Source organism: Pseudomonas sp. NDM (genome assembly GCF_003105095.1).
GTDB classification, from domain to species: Bacteria; Pseudomonadota; Gammaproteobacteria; order Pseudomonadales; family Pseudomonadaceae; genus Aquipseudomonas; species Aquipseudomonas moraviensis_A.
This window is the reverse complement of the sequence record NZ_QETJ01000192.1, coordinates 1-8211: the sequence shown is the minus strand read 5'-3', so window position 1 is coordinate 8211 and position 8211 is coordinate 1. Positions and strand designations below refer to the sequence as shown.

The following is an 8211-nucleotide window of genomic DNA, read 5'->3' as shown; positions in this document are numbered from 1 at the left end:
AATTAGCCTGATACGCCGCTTTCGCGAGCAGGCTCGCTCCACAGTGGAACTGCAAACGGCCGGTCCAGCCATTTCATTGGCGCCAAAAAAAACCTGTTCTCAATGATGGCACTTTGCCATAATCCCGCCCCTTTTCAGCTCCCGAGCGCATTGTCGTGCCGGGACATCTGCGTTTTTCAAAGGAATACTCAATGAGAATGATCTCCCGGATGCTGGTTTCAAGCGTCGCCATCGCGGTGCTGGGCACCCTCGCCACGACATTGGCCGGCTGCGCCACCGAAAGCTCCCGCGCGCTGCCGGTGGCGAAGGTTGAAAGCGCATCCCAAGTCTGGACCGGGGTTCGCGTGCCAATGGCCGTGGGCAAGTTCGACAACCGCTCCAGCTATATGCGCGGGATCTTCTCCGATGGTGTCGATCGTCTCGGCGGTCAAGCCAAGACCATTCTGATCACCCACTTGCAGCAGACCAACCGCTTCTCTGTGCTGGATCGCGACAACATGGGCGAAATCCAGCAGGAAGCAACCATCAAGGGTCAGGCCCAGCGTCTCAAAGGCGCCGATTACGTGGTAACCGGTGATGTCACCGAGTTTGGCCGCAAAGAGACCGGTGATCATCAGTTGTTCGGCATTCTCGGCCGTGGCAAGACCCAGGTCGCCTACGCGAAGGTCAACCTCAACATCGTCAACATCAGCACCTCGGAAGTGGTCTATTCGACCCAGGGCGCCGGTGAGTACGCCTTGTCCAATCGCGAAATCATCGGTTTCGGCGGCACCGCTGCCTACGACTCGACACTCAACGGCAAAGTCCTCGATCTGGCCATGCGCGAGGCGATCAATCGTCTGGTCGATGGCATGAATGCTGGCGCCTGGAAACCGGGCAACTGATCATCGCCCATTGCAAGGAGCACTACCCATGAACCCGTTTTTTTCGCGCTCGCTGATGGCGCTGACCCTGGCTGCCAGCACTGTGCTGGCCGGTTGTGCGGCCCCGAAAACCCTCTATCAATGGGAGGGCTACGAGCCTCAGGTCTACGAATATTTCAAAGGCGAAGAGCCTAAGGAAGCCCAGGCCGAAGCACTCGAACGTGATCTGCAGAAGATTCGTTCCACCGGCAAGGCTGTGCCGCCGGGTTACCACGCGCACCTTGGTCTGCTCTATCTGAGCATGGGCAAGGACGACCAGATGGTGCAGCAGTTCAACACCGAGAAAACGCTGTTTCCCGAGTCCGGCACCTATATGGATTTTCTGCTTAAAAACGCCAAGGCCGGAGCCGTGCAATGATCTCGCGTACCTTGAAATTGTTCGCCGGCGTACTGGCCCTGACCGTGCTGGGCGGCTGTGTCGCGCCCAAGACCGTGGATTACGCGGCCTACAAACAGGCGCGGCCCAAGACCATCCTGGTGCTGCCACCGCTGAACACTTCGCCGGATGTGAAGGCGTCGTACAGCCTGTTGTCGCAGGTGACTTTTCCACTCGCCGAAGCCGGGTACTACGTATTGCCGATCACGCTGGTCGACGAAACGTTCCGCCAGAACGGCTTGACCACCCCGGATGACATTCACCAGGCGCCGCCTGCCAAGCTCAAGGAAATCTTCGGCGCGGACGCGGCGCTGTACATCACCGTGACCGAGTACGGTACGCGTTACATGGTGATCAGCAGCGAAACCGCAGTAACGGCGACGGCGAAACTGGTCGACCTGAAAAGTGGTACCACGCTCTGGACCGGAGCGGCGCGGGCATCGAGTGAAGAGGGTGGCAACAACGGTGGCGGTGGGTTGATCGGCATGCTCATCACTGCTGCGGTGAAGCAGATCATCAACAGCTCCACCGATGCCGGTTACCCGATTGCCGGTGTGGCGAGCAATCGTCTGCTGTCGGCCGGACACCCGGCGGGTCTGCTGTATGGACCGCGTTCGCCGAAGTACGGCACCGACTGAGATAACTCCATAAATCCTTGTGGGAGCGAGCCTGCTCGCGAAAGCGGTGGGTCATTCAACGGTGATGTTGACTGACAGAAAGCTTTCGCGAGCAAGCTCGCTCCCACAAGGGAATGGGTTGTCTGTCGGTTTATTTGGCGCAAAGCCAAATCCGTTCGCTACTGCCCACGCTCGCAACGAGTGGTCGGCAGATAATCCATCACCTCGCCAAAAGCGAACTCCCGCGATTGGCCGATGTTCAGCACCCTCATCCGCCGCTGTGCAATATATGAATGCAATTTAGCCATGCGCGGATTAATCTGCGTCTGCCGCTCTTTTTCCATGGCCAGCCATCGCCAAGGGCTGGCTGTCCGATGCCAAAGGAGTGTTCGAATGACCGAAAAGAAACTGGAAACCACGGTCGACCGCGTCTACCAAGGGGTTTACGCGGCGATCAGCAAGCGTTCGTTGCGCCCCGGCATGAAGCTGGGCGAGGCCTCACTGGCCGAACTGTTCAATGTCAGTCGCACCTCGGTGCGCGCTGCGCTCAAACAACTGGAAGCCGATGGCCTGGTCACCACCGAGCCCAACAAAGGCGCGTCGGTGTCGTTGCCCAGTGACGAGGAGATCCGTTCGCTGTTCGAAACCCGGCGGCTGATCGAAATCGGCATCGTCACTGAACTGTGCCGGCGCAAGGACGCCGTGGCGATGCAGGATCTGCGTGCGCACCTGTTGCTGGAAGATGCCGCGCACGCCGCCGGCGACCACGAACGGCTGATTCACCTGCTGGGCGAGTTCCACATCAAACTGGCGCGCAGTCTGAACAACCCGGTGTTGCTCGACTGGTTCCAGAAGCTGATCTCGCGCGCCTCGCTGTACGCCGCCGCGCTCGACGACGACAGCCATCAGGCATGCCGCGACGATGAACATCTGCGTTTGCTCGAGTACATCGAGGCCGGCAATCAGAGCGCTGCGATCGAGCTGACCTGCACCCACCTCAACGGAATCGAGAAGGCGATTCTCGACGTTGCGGCGAAAATGAAAACCGGCTATCACCCACTCAAACACTTGATTGGCGTCTGAATGGCTCGGCGTCGCAAATCGGCTATACCTCCAATGAAACCAATGCGCTTTCAAAGCCTCGAAACACACGGGCGTCGCGTCGTTGAAGCGTTGCGATAGATCGGAAAACCGCAAAAAAGGACACTGAGTCAGGCGATGCAGTTTTTATCCGAAAGCCACGGCTGTGAGGGCTGGAAAGGCGAAATGGCCGGACGCATACGTGCGTTCGACTGGAGCCATACCGAACTGGGTCCGCTCGCCGACTGGCCGGCCAGCCTGTGCAACACCGTGCAACTGATGCTGGCCTCGCCGCTGCCGATGGTGATGCTCTGGGGCCACGCCGGCTACATGATCTATAACGACGCCTATTCCGAATTCGCCGGCGGCCGCCATCCCTACCTGCTCGGCGTGCCAGTCGAACTGGGCTGGCCGGAGGTTGCCGAATTCAATCGTCACGTCGTCGACACCTGCCTGGCCGGCGGCACCTTGTCCTATCGCAACAAAGAACTGGTATTGCTGCGCGACGGCGTTCCCGAAGACGTCTGGATGGATTTGTATTACAGCCCGGTCGCCAACGACGAAGGCGTGCCTGGCGGCGTCATGGCGATGGTGGTCGAGACCACCGAACTGGTGCATTCCGAGCGCCTGCGCCAGGCAGCGGAAGATGCCTACCGGGCCGACAATGAGCGCGTGCGCCTGGCCTTGAATGCCGGCGCACTGCTGGGCTCGTTTGTCTGGGACATCAAGAACAATCGCTTGTCCGCCGATGAACGTTTCGCCCGCACCTTCTCCTATCCCGCTGACCAGGACCTTAGCGATCTGCAACAAGACATCGCCGAATCGCGCATCCATCCTGACGACCATCCCTGGGTGCAGGACCGCGTTGCCCATTGCGTACGCACTGGCGAGCCGTACAACGCCGAATACCGTGTGCAGCGCGCCGATGGCCAGTACCTGTGGGTGTTGGCCAGCGGCGCCTGTGAGTTCGATGAGCAGGGCAGGCCGTTTCGTTTCCCCGGCGTGCTGATCGATATTCATGAGCGCAAGAACGCCGAAGAATCCCTGCTCAAATTCACCCGCAACCTCGAACAGCGCGTGGCCGCCGAAGTCGATGCGCGACTGGCCGCGGAAGAACAACTGCGGCAGTCGCAGAAACTCGAAGCCATCGGCGGCCTCACCGGTGGTGTCGCCCACGACTTCAACAACCTGCTGCAGGTCATCGCCGGCAATCTGCATTTGCTCGCGCGGCATGAGCCGAACAATGCCAACGTACAGCGCCGGGTCGGGGCTTCGCTGGCAGCGGTCGAACGCGGTGCCAAATTGTCTTCGCAACTGCTGGCGTTTGCCCGACGCCAACCGCTTTCGCCCGCCGTGTGCAATCCACAACAGATTTTCGAAGGCGTCGGCGAATTGCTGCAACGCGCGTTGGGCGAAACCATTCAGATCGACGTGCAGCTGCCGCCGCAGCCGTGGCACATCAACGTCGACCGCAACCAGTTGGAAAACGCCATTCTCAATCTGGCGATCAACGCCCGCGACGCGATGAAGGGCGAGGGGGTTATCGGCCTCAGCGCTGCCAATGTGCGTCTGGACAACGAGTTCTGTGCCGGCAAAGGCATTTCGGCTGGCGAGTATGTGCGCGTGGCGGTCAGCGACACTGGTGTGGGTATTGCCCCACAGATGCTCGAGCAGGTCTTCGAACCGTTCTTCACCACCAAGGCCGACGGACAGGGCACCGGGCTGGGCTTGAGCATGGTGTTCGGCTTCGTCAAACAGAGCGGCGGCCACGTCGAGATCGACAGCCAGCTCGGCGAAGGTACGCGAGTGCAGCTGTATTTCCCCCGCAGTCTGCGTCCGGTTCGCGAAGAGACAGCCAGCGTCGGCGAACGCAAGGGCGGTGGTCACGAGACGATTCTGGTGGTGGAAGACAACGACGCGGTACGCGCTTCGGCGGTGGAGTTGCTGCGGGAGGAAGGCTATCGGGTGATGACGGCCGGCAATGGCGACGTCGCCATGCAGATGTTGCTGGAAGGCATCGAAATTGATCTGATCTTCACCGATGTGGTCATGCCCGGCCTGATCAAGAGTTCCGATCTTGCGGCATGGGCCAAGGTGCAGATGCCACCCGTGCCGGTGCTGTTCACCTCCGGCCACACCCGCGACATCATTTCCCGCGACCACCAGCTCAGTCCCGATACGCATCTGCTCGGCAAACCTTACAGCCCGCAAGCTTTACTGCAGATGATTTGCGAGGTGCTCGGCACCTGACGCCGAGCGCTGCCCCGGTTTTCAACACAAGGCACGCCGATGATTTCCAAGCGCAACTCCAAAGCACCCGCCGGCATGGTTCGCGTGCGCGGCGCCCGCGAACACAATCTGAAGAACGTGGATGTCGATATTCCCCGCGATGCGCTGGTGGTGTTCACCGGCGTCTCGGGGTCGGGCAAGTCGTCGCTGGCGTTTTCCACGCTGTATGCCGAGGCCCAGCGGCGTTATTTCGAGTCGGTGGCGCCGTATGCGCGGCGGTTGATTGATCAGGTCGGCGTGCCGGATGTCGATTCCATCGAAGGTCTGCCGCCCGCCGTGGCTCTGCAACAGCAGCGCGGCACGCCGAGCGCGCGTTCCTCGGTGGGCAGCGTGACGACATTGTCGAGCCTGATCCGCATGCTTTATTCCCGCGCCGGCAGCTACCCGCCGGGGCAGCCGATGTTGTATGCCGAAGACTTTTCGCCGAACACGCCGCAGGGCGCCTGCCCGGAGTGTCACGGGCTTGGCCGCGTCTACGAAGTGACCGAAGCGCTGATGGTGCCGGACCCGAACCTGACCGTCCGCCAGCGCGCCGTGGCGTCCTGGCCGTTGGCCTGGCAGGGCCAGAACCTGCGCGACATCCTCGTGACCATGGGCATCGACGTCGACATTCCCTGGAAGAAACTGCCGAAAAAGCAGCGCGACTGGATTCTCTTCACCGAAGAGACGCCGACTGTGCCGGTGTACGCCGGGCTGACCCCGGAAGAAACCCGCGTCGCCCTCAAGCGCAAGATGGAACCGAGTTATCAGGGCACCTTCACCGGCGCTCGGCGCTACATCCTGCACACCTTTACCCACTCGCAAAGTGCGCTGATGAAGAAGCGCGTTTCGCAGTTCATGCGCGGCAGCCCGTGCCCGTTGTGCGAGGGCAAGCGGCTCAAGCGCGAGGCGTTGTCAGTGACTTTTGCGGGTTACGACATCGGCGAGCTGTCGCAAATGCCGTTGCTGCAAGTGGCCGAAGTGCTGCGGCCGGTGGCAGCGACCAGTTATCTGGAACAGGCCGAGGAGCGCGGCGACACCCTCAGCCATGCGCAGACGCGCGAGGCCCGCAAACAGCGGGTTGCCCATGGCGCCAGTGGTCACGCCAGCGCGCCGGACGTGCGTCACACGCCGAATCTGTCGCTGGAAAAACGCCTTGCGGCGCAGCGCATTGCTGAAGATCTGCTGGAGCGCGTCAGCACCCTGACCGATCTCGGTCTGGGTTATCTGGCGCTGGAACGCAGTACGCCAACCTTGTCGTCGGGCGAGTTGCAGCGTTTGCGCCTGGCGACGCAGTTGGGTTCGCAGCTGTTCGGGGTGATTTATGTGCTGGACGAGCCATCGGCCGGCCTGCATCCGGCAGATGGCGAGGCGCTGTTCGAGGCGTTGCAACGGCTGAAGGCTGACGGCAACACATTGTTCGTGGTCGAGCATGATGTCGAAACCATGCGCCGTGCCGACTGGCTGATCGACGTCGGTCCGGCAGCGGGTGAGAAGGGTGGGCGGGTGTTGTACAGCGGTCCGCCCGATGGATTGTCGACCGTCGAGGATTCGCAGACCCGGGCTTATCTGTTCGCCGAAAATCAGCGCCCCGAGCGCACCGCGCGCAAGCCGGGCGGGTGGCTGAAGCTGGAGGGTGTCACGCGCAACAACCTGAATAATCTCAGCGCTGAATTTCCCTTGGGCTGTTTCACCTCGGTGACTGGGGTGTCTGGCTCCGGTAAATCCAGTCTGGTCAGTCAGGCATTGCTGGAACTGGTCGGCGCGCAATTGGGCCGGCCGATAGCCGAGGTCGAGTCGGAAGAACCGAGCCTGGAAGACGACACGCCAACCCCCAGCACTGGCCAGATCACCACCGGCCTGGAGTCGATCAAGCGGCTGGTACAGGTTGATCAGAAACCGATCGGACGCACACCGCGTTCCAATCTGGCGACCTACACCGGGTTGTTCGACAACGTGCGCAAACTGTTCGCCGCGACGCCCGAGGCGCAAGCGGCAGGCTATGACGCCGGGCAGTTTTCCTTCAACGTCGCCAAGGGCCGTTGCGCCACCTGCGAGGGTGAGGGTTTCGTCAGCGTCGAATTGCTGTTCATGCCCAGCGTGTATGCACCGTGCCCGACCTGCCATGGCGCGCGCTACAACCCGCAGACCCTGGCGATCCTCTGGCAGGGCTTGAGCATCGCCCAGGTGCTGCAATTGACCGTCGATGAAGCGGTGGCAGTGTTTGCCGAGCAGGCAGGGATCCGGCGTTCGCTGGAGGTGCTGCGCGATATCGGCCTGGGTTATCTTCGCCTGGGGCAACCGGCCACGGAACTGTCCGGTGGTGAAGCGCAGCGGATCAAACTGGCGACCGAGTTGCAGCGCAGTCAGCGTGGCGCGACCCTGTATGTGCTGGATGAGCCGACCACGGGATTGCACCCCAGGGATGTCGATCGGTTGCTGGAGCAACTCGACACGCTGGTAACGGCGGGGCACACGGTCATCGTGGTCGAGCACGAAATGCGTGTGGTCGCGCAGAGCGACTGGGTGATCGACATCGGCCCCGGCGCCGGTGATCAGGGCGGCAGGATCGTCGCCGCCGGCACACCGCAGAAAGTCGCCGCGAGCAAGAAGAGCAAGACCGCGCCGTTTCTTGCCCGTGCTTTAAGCCGCTGATTGTGGCGCCCTGCCGGACGCCTTCGCGAGCAGGCTCGCTCCCACAGGTTTGATTGGGTTAACAGATAAGTGGTAACACAGCAGATCCTTGTGGGAGCGAGCCTGCTCGCGAAAGCGGAGTGTCAGTCGCAGATGAGTTGACTGACCGGACGCTATCGCGAGCAGGCGCTCCTACAGTTTTGCGAGGTGTACCCAGAAAGTTGGTCACGCCCCGGATCCCTTGTAGGAGTGAGCCTGCTCGCGAAAGCGGAATGTCAGTAACAGATGAGTTGACTGACCGGACGCTATCGCG

At 61.3% G+C, this 8211-nt stretch carries 6 protein-coding genes; all 6 read left to right on the top strand.

What is annotated here, in order from left to right:
* Positions 1-209: 209 nt before the first annotated feature.
* Positions 210-884, top strand: coding sequence for a CsgG/HfaB family protein (locus DCO47_RS23940; RefSeq protein ID WP_161806066.1), 675 nt, complete (start codon positions 210-212; stop codon positions 882-884).
* Between the two features lie 28 nt (positions 885-912).
* On the top strand, positions 913-1281 hold the full coding sequence (locus tag DCO47_RS23935) for a DUF4810 domain-containing protein (protein WP_042610315.1): 369 nt from the start codon (positions 913-915) through the stop codon (positions 1279-1281).
* A complete protein-coding gene (locus DCO47_RS23930; RefSeq protein WP_064361803.1) occupies positions 1278-1937 on the top strand; it encodes a DUF799 domain-containing protein in 660 nt (219 codons plus the stop codon). The genes DCO47_RS23935 and DCO47_RS23930 overlap by 4 nt, the downstream gene beginning before the upstream one ends.
* A gap of 372 nt (positions 1938-2309) precedes the next feature.
* The gene (locus DCO47_RS23920; protein ID WP_042610317.1) at positions 2310-2999 is read left to right on the top strand and encodes a GntR family transcriptional regulator; all 690 of its coding nucleotides are present in this window, start codon (positions 2310-2312) and stop codon (positions 2997-2999) included.
* A gap of 135 nt (positions 3000-3134) precedes the next feature.
* A complete protein-coding gene (locus DCO47_RS23915; protein WP_064361802.1) occupies positions 3135-5246 on the top strand; it encodes a PAS domain-containing hybrid sensor histidine kinase/response regulator in 2112 nt (703 codons plus the stop codon).
* A 39-nt stretch (positions 5247-5285) separates the two neighbouring features.
* The gene (locus tag DCO47_RS23910) at positions 5286-7919 is read left to right on the top strand and encodes an excinuclease ABC subunit UvrA (protein WP_116659059.1); all 2634 of its coding nucleotides are present in this window, start codon (positions 5286-5288) and stop codon (positions 7917-7919) included.
* The last annotated feature ends 292 nt before the right edge of the window (positions 7920-8211 follow it).